Origin of the sequence: uncultured Algibacter sp., assembly GCF_947487575.1 — a bacterium.
In the GTDB taxonomy this organism is placed as follows: domain Bacteria; phylum Bacteroidota; class Bacteroidia; order Flavobacteriales; family Flavobacteriaceae; genus Algibacter_B.
The window spans coordinates 38,766-58,265 of the sequence record NZ_CANKXG010000006.1 but is presented as its reverse complement, the minus strand read 5'-3'; the positions used below and the strand labels follow the sequence as shown (position 1 = coordinate 58,265).

Annotated in this window: 18 protein-coding genes; 16 read left to right on the top strand and 2 right to left on the bottom strand. The window is 33.6% G+C overall.

Annotation, left to right across the window (positions count from 1 at the left end):
- Position 1: 1 nt before the first annotated feature.
- The 10 genes from Q0870_RS07775 to Q0870_RS07730 are packed head-to-tail and all read left to right on the top strand — an operon-like array spanning position 2 to position 10,586.
- Positions 2-418, top strand: coding sequence for a hypothetical protein (locus Q0870_RS07775; RefSeq protein WP_298554135.1), 417 nt, complete (start codon positions 2-4; stop codon positions 416-418).
- A gap of 11 nt (positions 419-429) precedes the next feature.
- On the top strand, positions 430-1,227 hold the full coding sequence (locus Q0870_RS07770) for a glucose 1-dehydrogenase (RefSeq protein ID WP_298554133.1): 798 nt from the start codon (positions 430-432) through the stop codon (positions 1,225-1,227).
- 53 nt (positions 1,228-1,280) lie between these two features.
- Positions 1,281-2,333, top strand: a complete 1,053-nt coding sequence (locus tag Q0870_RS07765; RefSeq protein WP_298554131.1) for a lactonase family protein — start codon at positions 1,281-1,283, stop codon at positions 2,331-2,333.
- A 29-nt stretch (positions 2,334-2,362) separates the two neighbouring features.
- Positions 2,363-3,517 (top strand): extracellular solute-binding protein, encoded by a 1,155-nt coding sequence (locus tag Q0870_RS07760; protein ID WP_298554129.1) that lies wholly within the window; start codon positions 2,363-2,365, stop codon positions 3,515-3,517.
- Positions 3,504-4,274 (top strand): enoyl-CoA hydratase/isomerase family protein, encoded by a 771-nt coding sequence (locus Q0870_RS07755; RefSeq protein WP_298554127.1) that lies wholly within the window; start codon positions 3,504-3,506, stop codon positions 4,272-4,274. The genes Q0870_RS07760 and Q0870_RS07755 overlap by 14 nt, the downstream gene beginning before the upstream one ends.
- Before the next feature lie 2 nt (positions 4,275-4,276).
- Complete coding sequence (locus Q0870_RS07750; protein ID WP_298554124.1) at positions 4,277-5,464, top strand: CoA transferase; 1,188 nt, start codon at positions 4,277-4,279, stop codon at positions 5,462-5,464.
- A gap of 6 nt (positions 5,465-5,470) precedes the next feature.
- Positions 5,471-6,541, top strand: coding sequence for a mannonate dehydratase (locus Q0870_RS07745; RefSeq protein ID WP_298554121.1), 1,071 nt, complete (start codon positions 5,471-5,473; stop codon positions 6,539-6,541).
- Positions 6,542-6,584: 43 nt separating this feature from the next.
- On the top strand, positions 6,585-7,985 hold the full coding sequence (locus tag Q0870_RS07740) for a hypothetical protein (protein WP_298554119.1): 1,401 nt from the start codon (positions 6,585-6,587) through the stop codon (positions 7,983-7,985).
- Between the two features lie 27 nt (positions 7,986-8,012).
- Positions 8,013-9,944 carry a hypothetical protein gene (locus Q0870_RS07735; protein WP_298554114.1) on the top strand — a complete coding sequence of 644 codons (1,932 nt, stop codon included), beginning with the start codon at positions 8,013-8,015 and terminating at the stop codon, positions 9,942-9,944.
- Positions 9,945-10,586 (top strand): copper homeostasis protein CutC, encoded by a 642-nt coding sequence (locus Q0870_RS07730; protein WP_298554111.1) that lies wholly within the window; start codon positions 9,945-9,947, stop codon positions 10,584-10,586.
- Between the two features lie 263 nt (positions 10,587-10,849).
- On the opposite strand, the gene Q0870_RS07725 is transcribed toward Q0870_RS07730, so the two are convergent.
- Positions 10,850-11,881 carry a LacI family DNA-binding transcriptional regulator gene (locus Q0870_RS07725; protein WP_298554108.1) on the bottom strand — a complete coding sequence of 344 codons (1,032 nt, stop codon included), beginning with the start codon at positions 11,879-11,881 and terminating at the stop codon, positions 10,850-10,852.
- 155 nt (positions 11,882-12,036) lie between these two features.
- On the opposite strand from Q0870_RS07725, the gene Q0870_RS07720 reads away from it, so the two are divergent.
- The 5 genes from Q0870_RS07720 (at position 12,037) to Q0870_RS07700 (ending at position 17,367) form a co-directional block, all read left to right on the top strand.
- Positions 12,037-13,083 (top strand): sugar kinase, encoded by a 1,047-nt coding sequence (locus Q0870_RS07720; protein WP_298554105.1) that lies wholly within the window; start codon positions 12,037-12,039, stop codon positions 13,081-13,083.
- A gap of 93 nt (positions 13,084-13,176) precedes the next feature.
- Positions 13,177-13,845 carry a bifunctional 4-hydroxy-2-oxoglutarate aldolase/2-dehydro-3-deoxy-phosphogluconate aldolase gene (locus tag Q0870_RS07715; protein ID WP_298554103.1) on the top strand — a complete coding sequence of 223 codons (669 nt, stop codon included), beginning with the start codon at positions 13,177-13,179 and terminating at the stop codon, positions 13,843-13,845.
- Between the two features lie 177 nt (positions 13,846-14,022).
- Positions 14,023-14,724, top strand: a complete 702-nt coding sequence (locus Q0870_RS07710) for an FKBP-type peptidyl-prolyl cis-trans isomerase (RefSeq protein ID WP_363317936.1) — start codon at positions 14,023-14,025, stop codon at positions 14,722-14,724.
- A gap of 123 nt (positions 14,725-14,847) precedes the next feature.
- Positions 14,848-15,729, top strand: a complete 882-nt coding sequence (gene era / locus Q0870_RS07705; protein WP_298554098.1) for a GTPase Era — start codon at positions 14,848-14,850, stop codon at positions 15,727-15,729.
- 87 nt (positions 15,730-15,816) lie between these two features.
- Complete coding sequence (locus Q0870_RS07700) at positions 15,817-17,367, top strand: choice-of-anchor I family protein (protein WP_298554096.1); 1,551 nt, start codon at positions 15,817-15,819, stop codon at positions 17,365-17,367.
- 60 nt (positions 17,368-17,427) lie between these two features.
- On the opposite strand, the gene Q0870_RS07695 is transcribed toward Q0870_RS07700, so the two are convergent.
- Entirely contained in the window at positions 17,428-17,928 is a 501-nt protein-coding gene (locus Q0870_RS07695) for a GTP-binding protein (protein ID WP_298554093.1), read from the bottom strand.
- 168 nt (positions 17,929-18,096) lie between these two features.
- Here Q0870_RS07695 and der point away from each other — a divergent pair, with 168 nt between their 5' ends.
- Positions 18,097-19,401, top strand: coding sequence for a ribosome biogenesis GTPase Der (gene der, locus Q0870_RS07690; RefSeq protein WP_298554090.1), 1,305 nt, complete (start codon positions 18,097-18,099; stop codon positions 19,399-19,401).
- The last annotated feature ends 99 nt before the right edge of the window (positions 19,402-19,500 follow it).

Genomic DNA, 19,500 nt, shown 5'->3' with positions numbered 1-19,500 from the left:
AATGATAGAAACATATAAAATAGAGGGCGATGGGTACCATCCTTTTTTAATACGAGAAGGATGGCAAGTAGCTCAACTTAACTATCAAGAAGAGCAGCATATTGATAATATAAAAAAACTAGATGTTCATCTAGAAACAGATGAGGTTTTTGTTTTAACAAAAGGAAACTCAGTATTAATTGCAGCCAAAATAGAAGATGGAGAGCCCGTTTTTGAATTGCAACTCATGGAACAACAAAAAGTTTATAATATCCCACAAGATATGTGGCATAATATAGCCATGGAAGAAGGTAGTGAAGTTATAATTATAGAAAAATCGAACACACACATTTCTGATTTTGAATTCTTTGAATTAAGTAAAGAGAAACAAATTGAATTAAAGGAAAAGGTTAAAACTCTTTTTAATACAGTAAAGTAAACATAAGCAACATGAAACATATTGATTTAACTGGAAAAACAGCTTTAGTTACTGGGGGAAGCCAAGGCATAGGAGCCGAAATTTGTAAGCAACTAGCAGCTTGTGGTGCAAATGTTTTTATAAATTATTACAGTAATAAAGAAAAGGCAGAAGTTGTTGCCGAAGAGATAAGAAAGTCTTTTGATGTAAAAGTAGCTATTGGTAGAGCAAACGTATCTAAATTTAAAGAGGTTAAAGCTATGTTTAATAAACTAGATGAAGAACTCGGCAGTTTAGATATTTTAGTAAATAATGCTGGTAGTGAAAGCGTAGAGCATGTTTTAGATTTAGAAGAAGATGAATGGGATAGAGTATTAGACATCAATCTAAAAGGTCCTTTTTTGTGTGCTCAAGAAGCGGGGCGAAGAATGGAATTAAAGAAATCTGGGGTTATCATAAACATTTCATCCATTCATGATGTTGTACCAAGAAAAGGCTTAATTCATTACTGTTCTGCAAAAGCGGGTTTAAAAATGTTCTCAAAATGCTTGTCTCTAGAATTAGCAGAAAGTAATATAAGAGTGGTTTCGGTAGCACCAGGTGCCATAGAAACCAATATGAATAGAGAAGAAATTAACAAATTTGGTCGAGAAAAATTCAACAATTGGATTCCATCTGGTCGCGTAGGTAATGTTACCGAAGTTGCAAATACTGTAGCCTTTCTTGCTAGTGATATGGCAGCCTATATTAATGGTTCAGACCTTTATATAGATGGTGCGTATATGAATCATACCATACAGTATGACCCACGGCCACCACGTAAAAAATAATAAATCATAATTTATTTATGAAATTGATTTTCTTAACATTAACGCTACAAAGTATGGCAATATTCTATACAGGAAGTTACACGCAAGCGGGTGCACCTGCCGAAAACCCAACAGGTAATGGTATAGGGTGCTTTCAGCTAAATTTAGAAACTGGAGAAATTAAAAACCTGTACTATACAAAACAACGTAGCCCTAGTTATCTTACAATTTCTGAAGACAAAAAATATCTCTATGCTCTTGAGGAAATGTTTGAAAACTTAAACCCTAAAGTGTATGCGTATAAAATTGAAAAAGATGGGGCATTAACACTTTTAAACTCACAAAAAATAAATGGAGATTATGCATGTCATTTAGATATAATTGAGGATAAACTGGTGTTAGCTAATTATGTTTCAGGAAATTTATTGTCTTTTCCAATTCTAAACGATGGGAGTTTAGCACCTTGTTCGCAAGAGATGAAACACAAAGGTACAGGGCCTAATGCAGAACGACAAGAAGCTGCACATGCCCATATGGTATATCCTTTTGGAGAAGATAAAATGTATGGAGTAGACTTAACTTTAGATACGGCCAAGGCATATCAACTAAATCCTATTTCTAAAAAATGGGAGGCTAAACCAAATCTTGATATTATAATTGAGAAGGGTAGCGGTTCAAGGCACATGGTTATGGATAACGCCGAAGATTTTGCTTATATATTGGGAGAGTTAACAGGTGAAATTTCTGTGGCTGACTTACAAGGAAGTAAACCTGAAATCGTACAAAAACTAAGTTTTATTCCAGAAAATCATACGGGAGCTATTGGTGGTGCAGCTATAAGAATTCATCCAAACGGGAAGTTTTTGTATGCTTCAAACCGAGGATCAGAAACTATTACAATATTTAGAATAGATAGTGAAACTAAACAATTGAATCTTGTGGGGCATCAATCTACTAATGGTAAAACACCTAGAGATTTCAATATTGATAACACAGGTAAATGGTTGATTGCAGCAAATCAAGATTCAAATACATTAGTTGTTTTTCAAATTAATCCAAAAAATGGAACGCTGCGAGAACAATCAAAATTAGAAGTACAAACACCAGTAAATATTTGCTGGTTGTAAATTGAAAAAATAAATAATCATAATCTAAAATGATTGAACTTAAAGGTATAGCGTGGGACCACCCACGAGGGTATGAACCTCTGATTGCAGCATCAAAGGCATTCAAAAAAACAAATCCGAAAGTAAATATTCAATGGGATGTACGCTCTTTAAAAGAATTTGGAGACATGCCAATAGAGGATTTAATTGGTAAGTACGATTTTATAACTATTGACCATCCTTACATGGGGCAAGCCGATAAAAATGGATTGTTACTTAAATTAGAAACATGTGTTTCTTCGGGAGCATTAGAACTATTAAAATCTGACGCTTTAGGTAAATGTTATGATATATATAATTACAACAGCCATTTCTATGCAACGCCTATAGATGCAGCGGCTTTAGTGGCTTCATATAGAAAAGACCTTCTTGGAAATACAGGTTTAAGCTTCCCAAAAAACCGTGAAGAACTTAAAGGGTTTTATAAAAAACTACCATCAGAGTTTTCAGTAGCATGGGCACTATGTCCAACCGATATTTGGTGTACGTTTCTAAGCCTTTGTGCTCAGAATTATGGTAAAGGCTTTATTCAAAATCAACATATAAATTCGCAAGTTGGAGTGGAGGCATTAGACGATATAAAGTTTCATGCAACGCATAGTCATCCAGAGTCTTTAAACTGGAACCCTATTCAAATATTAGACAGCATGGGTAATGAAGATGAAATCATTTATTCACCCTATTTATTTGGATATACCAATTATTCCCGAAAAAGTTACACCAAAAATATCGTGCATTTCACCAATAGTCCAGTTGGCCAGCAGCAAAACGTGTCAACGATAATGGGAGGTGTAGGACTAGCAGTATCAGCTTTATGTAAGCACCCTTCAATAGCTGCAAATTTTGTAATGTATGCCGCAAGTGCAGCTATTCAAAAAGGTGTTTTTACTTTAAATGGGGGGCAACCCGCAAGTAAAACTGCTTGGGAAAATGCAGAGAACAATGAGCTATGTAATAACTTTTTTAAAGACACTAAGTTAACTATTGAAAACGCTTACATACGTCCACAACATCCAGGATGGAATCAATTTCAGGAGCATGGTGCAGATATTATTCATGAAGGGATATTGAAAAATATAAGCTCTGAAATTATCATGAAAAATTTAAACGAACTTTATAAATCAGTTGGTAATGAAAACATTTAAAACGATACAGATTGAAGTTACAGATAAAATAGCGGTGTTAAAATTTAACCGCTCCTTACAATTAAATGCCATGAATAGGCTGATGATGGATGAAATTGTTGAAGGTATTCGATGGATTAATTCAAATAATAAAGTAAACGTCGCTGTCATAACCGGAGAAGGAAGAGCATTTATGGCTGGAGCCGATATTAAAGAATATGGCAGTCAAACTGCTGAAGAGTTTGATGCATTTCAAGAAAAAGGAATGCAATTGTATGATGCTATAGAACATGCATCAAAACCATGGATTGCCGCCGTAAACGGTTTTGCGCTAGGGGGTGGCTTTGAAATTGCTTTGTCTTGTGACATGATTGTAGCTTCAGAAGATGCCAAAATGGGATTACCAGAAGTATTTTTAAGTTTAATTCCTGGAGGTGGTGGTACACAGCGATTGATTCAAAAGATAGGTGTAAACCGTGTTAAAGAAATGTTGTTTTTAGGAGGGCAATATGATGCTAAAACCTTAAACAATTGGGGTGTTGTTAACGCCATATTTCCAAGTGATAATTTTCTTTCTCAGGCTATGAATTACGCGGGTAAATTATCAAGGCGACCACAACAATCTATTGCGCAGTTGAAACGCTTGGTAAACTTAAGTATGACGGCTACCCCCTTTGAAGAACGCATAAACAATGAAGCACGCACCGTTAAAAAATTGTTTTTGCATGAGGAAGCACAACAGGCCATTCAAAGTTTTATAAAAAAATCAGAAAAATAACTATGGAACAAAACGGACCATTAAAAGGATTGGTTGTTGCCGATTTTTCACAATTAGCACAAGGCCCTTGGGCAACACAGATGTTAGGAGACATGGGTGCGGAAATCATAAAAATAGAGCCCCCCAAAGGCGATTGGATGCGTCATTATGCTTATGGCAATCTATATCCAAAAGGTGAAAGTATTTCGTTTATTAGTTTCAACAGAAATAAAAAAAGTATTGCGCTCGATATGAAAACCGATGAGGGCAAACAAATAGCAAAAGATATTATTGCCAAAGCCGATATACTCTTAGAGAATTTTCGCCCAGGAGTTATGGAGCGTTTGGGATTAGGTTATGAAGATATGAAAATGCTAAACCCCAAATTAGTGTATTGCTCTAGTTCAGGTTATGGTGCATCTGGACCTTATTTAAAACGACCAGGGCAAGATTTACTGGCACAATCTATTAGTGGTGGGCCATTCCTAAATGGAAAAAAAGGAGATTTACCGGTAGTGACTGCGGTTGGACAAGCAGATTTATTAACGAGTTTGTTTATTGTACAATCGGTTTTGGCAGCGATTTATTCACGCAGCGTTACAGGAAAAGGACAGAAAATAGAAGCTAATTTATTGAGTTCGGCAGTAGGGTTTCATACTCAGGAAATTACGGCGTTTTTACACAAAGGCGAAAATCCTGAACGTAGTGAAAGTGGTATTCCAAATCCGTGGCTTGGAGCGCCATATGGATTGTATGATACAAGTGATGGCTATATTGCTATAGGCATGAATGCTGTTCGAAAATTAGCCCAGGTCATCGGTTTGGATAAGTACGATAATGAAACATTCGATTCAAATAATATTATAGAAAGAAGGGATGAGATTCGCAATGATTTCAACGCGGTTTTTCAAACAAAAACTACTACCGAATGGTTAGATATATTGTTAGCTGAAGATATTTGGTGCTCACAGGTTAATAGTTTTAAAGAGATGGTAGAAGACCCTCAGATAAAACACAACAACATGATTTTAGAATATGAGCACCCTACAATAGGTAAAGTGAAAACTACAGGTTTCCCTGTTCAATTTAGTGATACACCGCAAAAAATTGATAAACCAGCGCCTTTATTAAATCAACATGCTGAAGAGATATTGAAACACTTTAGTAGCTATACAGATGAAGAGGTTAAAGCATTTTTAAAACAAAAATAGTATAAGATGAAATTAGGATTTGGATTATACCGCCACATGCTCAATGAGCAGCATTATAAATTTGCAAAGCAATGTGGAGCTACACATTTAGTAGTGCACATGGTAGATTATTTTGGTAATGCAGACAACAGTAAATCTAACGCCAACCAGCCTATTGGTGGCGATAGAGGTTGGGGTAAAGCAGGTAATGGCGAGCTATGGACTTTAGATGAACTTCTTAAAATTAAAAAAGAGATAAATAGTCACGGTTTGGAATGGTATGCCATTGAAAATTTCGACCCTTCTATTTGGCATGATATTCTTTTGGATGGCCCAAAAAAAGAAGCACAAATAGAATTGGTTAAAGAGCAGATTCGTATTGTTGGAAAAGCAGGAATACCTGTTTTTGGATACAATTTTTCTTTGGCGGGTGTATCCAGTAGAGTTGAAAAACCATTTGCTAGGGGAGGCGCTGTTTCTGTAGGGATGGAAGGTTCAGTAGATGAAACCCCTATTCCTAACGGCATGGTTTGGAACATGATTTACGATGAAAATGCACCAGAAGGAACCGTAGAACGCGTATCTCATGATACACTATGGGAACGCTTGCAGTATTTTCTAGATGAAATTATTCCTGTTGCAGAAGAAGCGGGTGTGAAAATGGCTGCTCACCCAGACGACCCACCAATGCCCTATGTTAGAAACACACCGCGATTGGTTTATCAACCAGATATGTATCAGCGTCTTATAGACATGCAACCCAGTGAAAGTAATAATCTTGAATTTTGCTTAGGCACCATTGCAGAAATGACAGATGGCAACGTTTACGAAGCAACAAACAAATATAGTAAACAAAATAAAATTGCTTATATCCATTTTAGAAATGTAGTAGGTAAAGTGCCTAATTATAAAGAGGTATTTGTGGATGAAGGAGATATTGATATGTTTAAAATTTTAGAAATTTTAAAACAGAATAATTTTGAAGGCATTTTAATTCCCGACCATACACCGCAAATGAGTTGCGATGGTTCTTGGTACGCAGGTATGGCTTATGCTATGGGCTTTATGAAAGCAGCTTTAAGGGCTGTGAATGAGTAATAAAATTGAATAATCATTATTAAATAGTATTAAAAGTCAAGACGTGGAAAGAAGAAAATTTATTCGAAATACGAGTTTATTTGGAGTGTCTTTAATGAGTTTTTCTTCATTTACTTCTTTTGCTCATTTTAATTCAAATGTACCAGAAAAGATATTAAAAAATCAAGCTTTATTAGCATTTAAGCGCTTTTCGGAAGTTTGGAATTTTAACGATTTTTGGAAAAGAGGAAATACCTTCGATGCTTGTCTTGTTTTTGCTGATGCGCTACAAAAACGTTGGCCTGATGATAATCAAGTTAATGATATTCAAAAACAAATTGAAGTAATGCTAGAGGAAAATTTAACCTTTTTCAATAGTTATGATCCTGGCGAACTTTGGGCGGATGATTTTGGTTGGTTGGGGTTAATGGCACTAAATGCAAGAAAACATCTTTTAAAAATTGATAATAAAGAGTTGGCTGATACTTATTTAAAGCTATCTACCGATTTATGCTGGGAGTATAAAAAGAAAACAGCTTACGATTATACAGAGGATGCAAAACCTGTCCTTCACGGATGTAGAAATGGAGATGCCAACGGACATAGTAAAGGGGTTAAAAATACAGTAACTAACGTATTACTTTTTTTATTATCATCACGTATTTATAGACTTTTATTGGATGAAAGTATTAAAGAAGATAAGAATAAATATCTAGATATGGCCTATAGTCAATGGGTTTGGTTTGATAACTGGTTCGGTCTACAGGAATTCGAGTACCTAAAGAAACTAGACGCTAATGGGGCATTAGTTCAAGAGCGACCAATGGCTTTTGTTGAAGGTTCTACTTATCAGGAAAAAGTCCACCCGCCATGGGCAGAAGGATGGGTTTGGACTGGGGATCAAGGAATGTTAATTGCTGCTTTAGTAGATATGTTAGCTATTAAGAATGAATTATCTGATTATTTAATTGAAAACAATATTGACCCCGATTTTAAAATAGATGATTACGAATCAAAACTAAAAAAATATATAAAATTACTGGGAAAAGGTGTAAAAAATGCATTTGTATCTAACACTGATGGTATTATTAGAGAAGCACCATGCTTATCCAGTTTTGGGCCCAAACATGGTAGAGATTATTTAGCTGGTAGAGGTATTATGATGCGTTACTTAGGTCAAAAAGAAATAGATAACTTAATAGATATAGATTTAGCCCAAAACGTATCAAAAACTTTAAATGCTATTTGGGAAACAAGAGATAAATCTAATAATCAGTTTCAACCAGAGTTTACAACTTTGGAAAATGATAAATTATATGTTAAACAATTTAAACAACTTTGGGGTTTAGCTGATGAGGTTTATGAGTGGAATCTGGATATGATGAAAGAAAAGAATAAAAATGGGGTTTGCCAGTCTATAGGTTTAGATGTTTTAGGAGCTGTAATTCGCAATCAAAATAAATAATCACACTATTAAGAATGTAGTATTAATATGAAGCAATTTAAAATACCATTTCAGATACTTGTACTCGTTGTTTTTTTTAATTTTTCTAATGCTCAAAGAAAACTTAGCAAGCATCAGCCATTTTCATCATATTGGTTTATAGATGAGCTTTTAAAATGGAATCCAGAAACGGACATTAATACCAAATTTAATATAAGTCATTTGCCTTTAAAACAGCGTTTTATAGATAGTGCAACACAAATTTCTCCTGCATTAACTACTAAGCCTTCTATTGTGTCTTTAATAGCGCCTCATACTACTAATAATCATCCTTCACAAGGATTTCAAACAGTAGAGCAATATGTATTTCCATATTGGCAATATATAGATTATTTAGTGCAATGGGGTGGGTCTGCAGGCGAAGGTATTATTATAAGCCCAACAGTATTTTGGATAGAATCTGCTCACCAGAATGGTGTTAAAATTTTAGGAACTGTGTTTTTTCCACCAAATGTTTATGGAGGTAAGGAGGAGTGGGTTCGCGAATTTTTGCAGCAAGATGCAAATGGCAATTTTCCCGTCGCCGATAAACTTATTGAAGTTGCTAAACTTTACAAATTTGAAGGTTGGTTCATCAATCAAGAAACCAATGGTATGGAGAAAAAAGAAGCAGATTTGATGCAAGCTTTTTTAAAATACTATCAAAAAAAATCAAACGCATCACTAAAAATTATGTGGTATGATGCGATGATAGAAGACGGTCGTGTTATTTGGCAAGATGAGTTAAATCATCATAATAGTATGTATTTTCAAAATGGAGATGAAAAACTATCAGATATTATGTTCATAGATTTTGGTTGGAGCGAAACCCAATTGGAAGATTCTCATAAACGTGCAAAAGAACTTAATAGAAGTCCGTGGGAGTTATTCTCAGGCATAGATGTACAAGGTAAAAGTTATAAAACACCAACAAACTGGAAAGGGCTATATAAAAACGAAAAGCCTTATACAACATCTATTGGTTTGTACTGGCCAAATTCTACGTTTGATATTGCAAAAGACAAACAACCAGAATCAGTTTATGTTGAGGAACAAAAATTTTGGAATGGTACTATTTTAGAAGAAGATGTTCCTGCATGGCAATCTAAAGAATGGAAAGGGTTTTCAAAATATCTTCCTGCACGTTCCGTTATTAGTGAGCTTCCTTTTGTTACAAATTTTAATTATGGGTTAGGTCGGTTTTATAATGAAGGAGGTAAGTTGTTATCAAATAAAGAATGGCATAATTTAAGTATTCAAGATATTTTGCCTACATGGCAATGGCAGGTGGATACAACTATGGTTAAAGCAGGTTTTGATTTTACCGAAAGTTATACAGGAGGCTCTTCTGTTAAGTTTCAGGCAGTAAAACGTGTTAAAAACATTAAAATACCTTTATATAAAACAGCACTAGAATTATCTGGCAGCGAAATATTGTCTTTTGCAATTAAAGGTTCAGGAACATTGAGTCTTGTAATTTATACCAATAACGGTTCTCAACAGTCTTTTTTAGCAGAAATACATCAAGATTGGACTAAAAGTCAATTTAGTTTATCAGAATTAAAAGGCCTTAGAGTTATTAAGGTTGAAGCTTTGTTTACTGGGAATAAAAATGAGTTTGTAAATCTGGGATCACTTTCAATAACAGAAGCTAAGGCATCATCTATAAAAAAGCCAAAGGTAAAAGTAACGCCCTTTTTTAATAAAAATAAAATAGAGCTTTATGTACATATAGACGGAGATAAACGAGCCAAATTTCACAATATTTATTACCTAAATAGCAGCCAAAAAATATGGCTTGGTAAAACAAGAGGTACAGATTATTACGTGGTACCTTTCAAAATAAAAGAAAGTGATAATTTTATAAAAATTCTTGTGGAATCCATAGCTAAAGATGGAACACGAAGTAAGGTTTCAAGAAGTATAGTTCACTTAAAATAGATGAATCAAATAAATCATTCATACATTAAAGAAGCTTGTGTAGAAGGCATACAACAAGCCATAAATGCTGAAAAACAAGGTGCAGATAGAATTGAATTATGCGCCCGTTTAGATTTGGATGGATTAACCCCAAAGATGAGCACGGTAATAGCTGTGAAAGAAGCATGTAGTATTCCAATTAGAGTAATTATAAGGCCTCGTGAAGGCAATTTTATATACTCGAAAACGGAGTTCCGCATAATGAAATCAGAAATAAAGGAATGTAAATCTATAGGAGTTGAAGGCGTAGTGTTTGGAATAACTACTATTGGTGGTCAATTAGATATATCTAAAATTGAATTATTGACGAAACTAGCCTTTCCTATGAAAGTTACCATTCATAAAGCTATAGATACAGTTAAAGACCCAATAGAAGCTACAAAACAACTTATGAAAATAAATGACATTGAAACAGTTTTAACTTCAGGCAAGGGAAACACATGGCAAGAAGGGGGGGGATTAATAAAACAAATGATTAAAGTAGCTGGTGATAAATTAGAGATTATGCCCTGCGGAAAAATAACAAACTTAAATATAGTATTGGCTCACAAAATTTTGAATGCTAAAGCGTATCATGGTAAGTTAATTGTTGGAGAATTATAAAAGGCTAACGGTATAAAATAATGTTGAATTAGTTAATAATATTTAAATTTTTATAAATACTATTAATAACAAAAATGAAGATAAAAACGAAATACGTTTTAGGACATGATTTTCAAAAAATACAGATGTGAAGTTCGGTGCTTGTGTTAAAAAAAATACCAACACAGAATTCATAAGACCAATTTCACAGGTTGGAGCCCAGTTCCAATTACTAGAGAAAAGCCTTTCAATGTCTTGAATTTTTTTCTGTTTTAAAAATATAGTTAAATTATGTTTGTGTTTGAAGATTCCCGAATCACTAGTTTAGCCTCTAAAATAATTTTATTCAAAGTTTGTTTTACTGATTTTACTTTAGTGTAAGATAAAAACACTTGTGCCGCTTGTTTTCCAATTTCCGCGCTATGTTGATTTATGCTTGAAATAGAAGGTGTTACCAAAGCGGTAAAAGGTTCATCTCCAAAACCTACTAAAGCAATGTCTTGAGGAACTTTTATGTTTTTGTCTTTTAGAGCTTGTAATGCTCCTAAGGCAGCATAATCACTAGCAACGTATACAGCATCTGGTCTTTTCTTTAGCTTCAGTAATTCAAGCATTTTTTCTTTTCCATCTGCAATTGTGAGATTGCTTTCAATAAGAAGTTCATTATCTAAAGGCAGATTATGTTTTTTTAAGGCATCCATGTAACCCCTAATACGGTTATTGTATATTCTAGTACGCTTAAAACCACCAATGTGAGCAATTCTTTTGCATCCCTGGTTTACCAAGTGCTCCACAATCTTGTGGCTACTATCATAATCATTAATACCAATATAATCCACATTCAAATCATTTTCACCACGATCAAATAAGATTAATGGAATTCCTTTGGCTTTAATTTTTTCGAAATATTCTAAATCAATAGTTTCATTGGCCATCGAAGCAATAATACCGTCTACTTGAGTGAATAATAAAGTGTTTATATTGTCACACTCTTTTTTAAACGATTCATTAGACTGAGTTATAATGATGTTATAACCTTCTTTATTTAATACTTCTTCAATATTTTCGATGACTGAAGAAAAAAAATTGCTGTTAGTTCTAGGAACAATTACACCAACTAATTTACTTTTTCCTTTTCTTAAGGCACTAGCCAAATGATTTGGTTGATAATTTAAGTTTTTTGCAACCTGCTTTACGGCTTTTTTAGTTTTTTTACTAATCCTAGAGTCGTCATGAAGTGCTTTAGAAACTGCAGCTATAGAGATATTTAAAACGTTTGCTATATCTTTTATTGTAGTTTTCTTTTTGGTATTCAATTTTTTTATATATTTGCTTAAACGTTTAAGCAAATATATAGTATTATATGATTAAATCAAAATCTAATATAAATTCAAAGGATTTTATTTAATTTTAAAATATAGGTTAAACGTTTAACTAAAAAAACTAACTTTTTTAAATAAGATTAATTAAAATGAGTAAAGTAGTAACATTCGGAGAAATCATGTTAAGATTAGCTCCTCAAGGATTTTTAAGATTTTCGCAAGCAAATAATTTTGACGCTATTTATGGTGGAGGAGAATCTAACGTAGCTGTTTCTTTAGCTAATTATGGTGTGTCATGTGATTTTGTAACACGTTTACCAAAGAATGATATTGGTGAGTGTGCTATGATGGAAATGCGTAAAAGAGGTGTTGGAGTTGATAAAATTGTTTGGGGTGGAGATCGTTTAGGTATTTATTTCTTGGAAACTGGAGCGGTATCTAGAGGTTCTAAAGTAGTATATGATAGAGCACATTCTGCAATTTCTGAAATTGAATCAGGAATGATTGATTGGGATGCTGTTTTTGAAGGTGTTGAATGGTTTCACTGGACAGGGATTACTCCTGCTATTTCTCAAGGTGCTGCAGATGTTTGTTTAGAAGCTGTTAAAGTTGCTAGCTCAAAAGGAATTACCATTTCAACAGATTTAAATTACCGAGCTAAACTTTGGAAATATTGTAGCGATGCTCATAGAGAAAAAGTAATGACTGAAATAACTTCTTATTGTGATATTGTTTTAGGAAATGAAGAAGATGCGGAAATGCATTTTGGAATTAAGCCAGAAGGTATTACAGTTCAAACACAAGGTCATGATGTTAAAGCTGAAGCTTTCTTATCTGTTTGTCAGCAAATGATGGAAAAGTTCCCAAGAGCTAAAAAGGTAATTACTACATTAAGAGGGTCTATTTCGGCATCTCATAATACTTGGGCTGGTGTTTTATATGATGGAAAGAAAATGTACGAAACTCGTCAATACCAAATTACTGATATTGTAGATAGAGTTGGTGGTGGAGATTCTTTCATGGGCGGATTAATCTACGGATTATTAAAATACCCAGAGAATGATCAAAATGCACTAGATTTTGCAGTTGCAGCATCTTGTTTAAAACATACAATTAAGGGTGATGCTAACTTAGCTACTGTAGCAGAAGTTGAAAAATTAATGGGAGGTGATGCTTCTGGGCGTGTTGCTAGATAGATAATATAAGTGTTTAATTGTTGAACTGTTGAATCGTTTAATCGGTTTTCAGTTCAACAACTACACAAATTAACAATTAAACATTTAAATAAAATGGCACAATTTTCAAGATTAGAAGTTGCACAAACAATGAAAGATACAGGGATGATTCCTTTGTTTTTTCATAATGATATTGAGTTAAGTAAAAAAGTACTAAAAGCATGTTACGATGGTGGGGCTCGTTTAATGGAGTTTACAGCACGTGGAGATTTCGCTCATGAAGTTTTTGGCGAATTAACAAAATATGCAATCACAGAATTACCTGGTATGATAATGGGTGTGGGTTCTGTTACAGATGCAGGACAAGCTTCATTGTACATGGCTTTAGGTGCTAATTTTATAGTAACACCAGTATTACGAGAAGATATTGCAATAGTTTGTAATAGAAGAAAGGTACTTTGGTCTCCTGGCTGTGGTACATTAACTGAAATTACTAGAGCTGAAGAGTTAGGGTGTGAAATCGTAAAACTATTCCCTGGTGATATTTATGGACCTCAATTTGTAAAAGGTATTAAAGGGCCACAACAGTGGACTTCTATTATGCCAACAGGAGGTGTTTCTCCAACTGAAGAAAACCTAAAAGGATGGTTTGATGCAGGGGTAACCTGTGTTGGAATGGGGTCTAAACTAATTTCAAAAGAGATAGTAGCAAATAAAGATTATGCTAAATTAGAGAACGATGTTAGAGCTGCTTTGGCAATTGTAAAATCTGTTAGAAAATAATTGTAGAATTATATTAAATATTTAAAGGGCCGCAATTTTTGCGGCTCTTTACTTTTGTATAGTGTCCTTTTTGTATCATATTTAAATGACTATTGGTATTTATCAAGTGCAATTATTTTTCTTTTATACTCCCTATAAATTTGTTACATTTGGCGTCATAATAAAAAAATAATAAAAATGAAAATAATGAAATTTTTAAGTTTTGTAACTATGGTAATGCTTGTTGTATCATGTAACCAAACTGGAGCAACTAAAAAACCAATAAAAACGGAATTAGATTCTGTAAGCTATGCAATAGGAATGGATGTTGCTAAAAATGTCAAAGCTAGTTTTGACGATTTTGATAATGATTTGTTTATACAAGGGTTTAATAATGTTACCGATTCTACAGATATCTTGCTTGAAGAAAATGTAGCACAACAAATAGTTAGAACTTATTTTCAGAAGAAACAAAAAGCAGATGCTATTAAGCGTCAGGAAGCAGCAGCAGAGAATAAGGAGGCAGGTGAGAAATTCTTAGCTGAAAACAAATCTAAAGATGGTGTTCAAACAACAGAGAGTGGTTTACAATACATTGTTTTAAAAGAAGGAACAGGCGAAAAGCCAACTACTGCATCTAAAGTAAAAGTGCACTATCATGGTACTTTAATTGATGGAACTGTGTTTGATAGTTCAGTTGATAAAGGACAGCCAGCAGAATTTGGTGTAACTCAAGTTATAAAAGGTTGGACCGAAGGTTTACAGTTAATGAAAGAAGGTGCTAAATACAAGTTTTTTGTGCCAAGCGATATCGCTTACGGTGCAAACCCAAGACCAGGTGGAGTAATTCAACCTAATTCAACATTAATTTTTGATGTAGAATTATTGGAGGTAAAGTAATTTATAATTACTTATTTAGATATTAAAAGCAGGAAGTTATACTTCCTGCTTTTTTTGTTTTATATATTTCTAGTAGAATAAAATATTCAAGTTGTAACTTTGCAATTATAAATAAAGGCATCTATGAATCATAAAGCAGGTTTTGTAAATATAATAGGAAACCCTAATGTTGGAAAGTCAACATTAATGAATGCCTTTGTTGGCGAAAAGCTTTCCATTATTACTTCAAAAGCACAAACTACAAGACATAGGATTTTAGGCATTGTAAATGGAGATGATTTTCAAGTGGTTTTAAGCGATACACCAGGCATAATAAAACCAGCTTACGAGCTTCAAGAATCTATGATGGGTTTTGTGAAGTCGGCTTTTGAAGATGCCGATGTTCTTATTTATATGGTTGAAATTGGTGAAAAGGAGTTGAAAGATGAAGCCTTTTTTAATAAAATAACAGATTCGAAAATACCTATTTTGTTATTACTTAACAAAATAGATAAATCAGATCAAGAACAATTGGAAAATCAAGTTCAATCTTGGACTGAAAAAGTGCCTAATGCTGAAATTTATCCTGTATCTGCTCTTCAAGGGTTTAATGTAAAAGAAGTTTTTAATCGTATTATTGATTTACTTCCTAAATCACCACCATTTTATCCAAAAGACCAATTAACAGATAAACCAGAACGTTTTTTTATTAACGAAACCATTCGTGAAAAAATTCTAATGCATTACAAAAAGGAAATTCCTTATGCTGTCGAAGTTGATACCGAAGAATTCTTTGAAGAAGAAAATATAATAAGAGTGCGATCTGTAATTATGGTAGAGCGCGAGACTCAAAAAGGCATCATTATAGGCCATAAAGGAAGCGCATTAAAACGAGTAGGTATAGAGGCTAGAAAAGATTTAGAGAAGTTCTTCGGAAAACAAATTCATATAGAATTATATGTAAAAGTGAATAAAAATTGGCGTAGTAACCAAAATCAGCTGAAACGTTTTGGTTACAATAACTAGTAAATCCTAATAGTAGTTTCTTGATAAATTAACGTTATCATAAAGTTGCTGTTTCATATTTGTGAATTAATTAATAAATTCAAAATTATGAAACGTAACAAATTATTTAAATTACTTAGTGTAACCCTTGTGGGAACTTTTATAGTATTCACTTCATGTGTTGAAGACGGCATGGACGGGCAAGACGGAACAAATGGTCTTGATGGACAAGATGGGGGCAATGGGCAAGACGGCATGGATGTTGCCTATTTTACTACTGAAGCTAAAATTAGCTTAGGCGACGGTGTTCCGGAAATTTCTGCTTATGATGCTGCAACTAAAACTGTGTTTTCAACAAATTCTGAAGCTAAAGAAGTTGATGTTATAAATATATCTGATTTAAACAACCCAGAGATTAAAAATCCAATTGATGTTACTTTGTATGGAGGTAATGTAAACTCTGTAGCTTGTAGAAGTGGTCTTTTGGCAATCGCAATAGAAGCAAACGAATCTACTGACAATGGTAAAGTGATTGTTTTTGAAACAAATAATTTAACCACTCCTTATGCTGAAATTACTGCTGGAGCATTACCAGATATGGTAACTTTTACACCAGATGCAAAATATATTATAGCTGCAAATGAAGGTGAGCCTAATGATGCTTATGATATAGATCCTAAAGGGTCTATAACATTAATTGAAGTAGAAACTAAAACTGCAACTCAAATTTTCTTTGATAATTTTAATTCAGATGAAGCCACTTTAGAGGATAATGGATTTAGAGTATTTGGTCCAGGAGCAGATTTAAGTACAGATGTTGAGCCCGAGTATATAACAGTATCATCAGACTCAAAAATAGCTTTTATAGCACTACAAGAGAATAATGGTATTGCTAAATTGGATATTGATACTAAAATAATAACAAATATTTATCCTTTAGGTACAAAAGATTATTCTGAAATAGCTTTTGATTTAAGTGATAGAGATGATGATATTGGAAATTTAAAACATTGGCCAGTACTGAGTTTTTATCAACCTGATGCTATTGATTATTTTGAAATAGGAGGTATTGGTTATATTATTACTGCTAATGAAGGAGATGCAAGAGATTATGATGGTTATTCTGAAGAAGAAAGAGGTGATGATTTAATTTTGGATCCGGTAGCTTACCCAAATGCAGCAATACTTCAAGAGGAAGAAAATTTAGGACGTTTAAAAGTTACCACAGCTAATGGAGATACAGATGGAGACGGTGATATAGATCAAATATATGGCTATGGAGCACGTTCCTTTTCTATATGGGATACTACAGGTAAATTGATTTTTGACTCTGGGAATGAGTTTACACTAGCGAGTTTGTTTGATTTTGGAAACTATCCTGAAAACAGATCAGATGATAAAGGAACTGAGCCAGAGGCTGTAACTACTTATTCTGATGGAATAAATACATTCGCAATAATTGGACTAGAAAGAAGTGGGGATGTACTTATTTATAATATAACAGATGTATATAATCCATTTTTCGTTCAAAGATTAAGGAATACTTCACCTGAAGGTTTATTAGTAGTAAACCCAGAAGAAAGTCCTAATGGAAAAAGATTATTAATTGTTTCAAATGAGTTTCCAAGTGACGCTACTTTAAATATTTATTCAAAATAGAATTTTACGATATTTATAAAGAGTAAATAAGAGAACCAGAGTGTAACTTACACTCTGGTTTTAACTTTCAGCGTTTAATATACTGTTCATAAAATTATTAAGTAATCGCATGTCACTTGTACCTGAAGCCTTTCCTATACTTCCTGCAAAATATAACGTTATCCAAACCAAAACCATCAGAAATGTAACACTAGCTTGAACAGCATAACTTTCTTTTATAGTCATGTTGGTATAAGTCCAAATGGCAAATGCTATAAATAATCCAGCTACTATAAAATGAAGAAACATAAAAAGTGTCCAAACTGTTGGGTTTGGTCCAAATAATCCGTGAAGTTTACTTGAATTATCGTCAATTTTATTAATTTCAAGATGAAGTTGTGGCGTCCAAAATGTTTGTTTGTCTCTAGGGAATTTTATGAATACATGGTCATCTACTCGAGTTATAACAAAATCCTTTTGAGTAGTTTTTGCATTCTCGAAATCACTTAAAATGGCTTCATTATACCTTGGTATTTCCATTTTAAACCTCGGTCTTAAAACAATGTCATTACTTAGTGGCATTTGTAGTTAAGTTTAGAACAGTAAAGTACTATTTTTTCTTTAAACTTTAAATACATTCAATCTTTATTAAAAAAGAACTTTGCGTCGTCTATATTTCCTATTTTTGCAAAATATTTCGGATAGAAATAATAGAGGCATCGGATAGATGTAAAACGTAATACAAAGGATATGAGTAATATTGTTGCTATAGTAGGAAGGCCAAATGTTGGGAAATCAACGTTTTTTAATCGTTTAATACAACGACGCGAAGCTATTGTTGACGCTGTTAGTGGCGTTACTAGAGACCGTCATTATGGTAAAAGTGATTGGAACGGAAAAGAATTTTCTTTAATAGATACAGGCGGTTATGTTTTGGGGAGTGATGATGTTTTTGAAGCTGAAATTGATAAGCAAGTTGAATTAGCTATAGATGAAGCTGATGCTATAATCTTTATGGTGGATGTAGAATCTGGAGTAACAGGGATGGATGAAGATGTGGCTAGATTACTCAGAAAAGTGACTAAACCTGTATTTCTTGTTGTAAATAAGGTAGATAATGGAAAACGAGCTGAAGATGCTGTTGAGTTTTATTCTTTAGGATTAGGCGAATATTACACCGTTGCTAGTATTAACGGAAGTGGTACAGGAGAACTTTTAGATGCTTTAATTGAAGCTTTACCCGAAAAGGAAGAGGTTATAGAAGAGGAGTTGCCAAGATTTGCTGTAGTAGGAAGGCCTAATGCTGGAAAGTCGTCATTTATAAACGCATTGATTGGTGAAGACAGATATATCGTTACTGATATTGCTGGAACAACACGAGATTCTATTGATACAAAATACAATCGTTTTGGATTCGAATTTAATTTGGTAGACACTGCTGGAATTAGAAGAAAATCTAAAGTAAAAGAAGATTTAGAGTTTTATTCTGTAATGCGAAGCGTAAGAGCTATTGAACATGCCGATGTATGTTTATTGGTTTTAGATGCTAATAGAGGTTTTGACGGACAAGTGCAAAATATATTTTGGTTAGCAGAGCGTAACAGAAAAGGGATTGTGGTTTTAGTAAATAAGTGGGATTTAGTTGAAAAAGACCATAAGTCTATGAAGGAATACGAAAAGGCTATAAAAAAACAAATGGAGCCATTTACAGACGTTCCAGTAGTTTTTATATCTGCCTTAACTAAACAACGTATTTTTAAAGCCATCGAAACTGCTGTTGAGGTTTACAAAAACCGTTCTAAAAAGATAAAAACAAGTCAGTTAAATGATATTATGTTGCCAATTATAGAGCGTTATCCTCCTCCTGCTTATAAAGGTAAATTTGTAAAGATTAAATACATCATGCAATTACCAACAGCACAACCACAATTCGCATTTTTCTGTAATCTACCTCAGTACGTTAAAGACGCTTACAAACGTTATCTAGAAAACAAACTTCGAGAGAATTTTGGGTTTAATGGCGTACCTATTAGTGTATATATGCGTAAAAAGTAAACCTGTTCCAGTACAGTAGTTTTAATAATAATTAATTTGGGCGTTACCCTAAGGGGTCGTGCTTTCCGTTACAAGTCCTCGCACCTCCTACGTCGGGCT